This window comes from Microbacterium sp. F2E (genome assembly GCF_020905435.1).
GTDB lineage: Bacteria > Actinomycetota > Actinomycetes > Actinomycetales > Microbacteriaceae > Microbacterium > Microbacterium lacticum.
In genome coordinates this window covers 1-1,486 of the sequence record NZ_JAJJIB010000041.1, presented here as the reverse complement: position 1 = coordinate 1,486, position 1,486 = coordinate 1, and the positions used below count along the sequence as shown (strand labels likewise).

The following is a 1,486-nucleotide window of genomic DNA, read 5'->3' as shown; positions in this document are numbered from 1 at the left end:
CACGCCCTGATATGGGCGTGGGTTTGTCAAGTGTGCAGGGGTGAGCGGACGCCGTGCCCGTCGGCTTCGGCGTCCGCTCGTTCCGGTCGTGTCCGGTGGTGGCGCGCGTGTCGTGTTCGACGCGTTGTCACTCTGATATGCGCGGGTTGGATACCGCATGACGGTTTGTTCGGCGGGGCGTTCACGCGAGTCTAGAGATCGAGCGTGACCCGCTGGGCGGGGTGCTCATAGGGCGTGTCGCGAGTCGCCCGGACGCTGCCGTCACCACCGTCGACGACCGGAAGCTGGAGGACCACGGGTCAGGTCATGACAGCCAGGGACCAGCACCAGCCGGCGAGCTCGCGGGCGATCGCGGCGTTGGCGACGACGCTGCGCTTCTTCCGGACCTGGAACCCGACCCAACGGTCGTGGAGCCGCTGGTTGCCGGCATGCCCTCGCGCCCGGGCCGCCGCGCTGGCACGGTCCCATCTGGCGCGCATGATCGGCGACGTGGGCCGGTAGGCGGGGCGGTGGTGCCAGGCCGCTTCGATCAGCAGCCGGCGGGCGTGACCGTTGCCGGTCTTGGTGATCCCGCCCAGTGCCCGTGACGCCCCGGACGAAGACTCCGACGGGGTCAGGCCGACATAAGCGCCGATGCGGTGCCCGTCCAGGCGGGTCCAGTCGCCGATCTCGACCGCGAGACCGAACCCGGTCAGCGTCGACACGCCCCGCAGGCAGCAGAGCCGGTTCACGACGTCGGTGAACTCGCTGTCCGCGGCCATACGGGTGATCGCCGCGTCGAGTCTGTCGCGTCGATCTACGGCCTGGATCATCGCTTCGTAGGCGGCGTCGAACGCGGCCTGCAGACCGACCAGCTCGAACCACTGCGATCGCAGCCACCCGTCGTGCGCGACGGTCCAGGCCTTTCCGCCCGTGTACTGGATGCCTTGCCGCAGCAACAGCTTGCTGACCCGGTGCCGGGCGGACATCAGATCGCCGCGGGCATCCTCGCGGGCGCGCACCAGATCCCTGGCCGCTTCGGACTCGACGCTCGGGACGACCACCTCAACGATCTCCCCGAGACGCAACAGGCGGGCCAGATGGACCGCGTCGCGCGCGTCGGTCTTCACCCGGTCACCGACCGGGCGCTGCAGCTTCGACGGCGCCGCGACCACGCACCGCACCCCCGCCGCCGTCAACGCGCGGGCGAGGCCGAACCCGGTCGGACCGGCCTCGTACGTCGCCGCGACCGGGCCCGGCAGACCCGTCACCCATGCGACGATCTCCTCGGTGCTGGAGCCCATGCGTCGCTGCACGAGCTCCCCGGTTCGCTCATCGATCGCGGCCGCGACCACGCTCCGCGCGTGCACATCCAGCCCGACACTCGTACGCTCAGATATCAACTGGGGCCTCCCTCACGTATGTGGATAGGCGAAGCCGGAAGACCGGCTCGCAACCCACGGTCTACGCGAGCGGAGGCCTCAGGCTCAACCACTCATAGCGTCTA

At 69.9% G+C, this 1,486-nt stretch carries 1 protein-coding gene; it reads right to left on the bottom strand.

All coding sequences use genetic code 11. The features are described from left to right. Positions 1 to 299: 299 nt before the first annotated feature. The gene (locus LOK55_RS13880) at positions 300 to 1,349 is read right to left on the bottom strand and encodes an IS110 family transposase (protein WP_043341062.1); all 1,050 of its coding nucleotides are present in this window, start codon (positions 1,347 to 1,349) and stop codon (positions 300 to 302) included. Between the last annotated feature and the right edge of the window lie 137 nt (positions 1,350 to 1,486).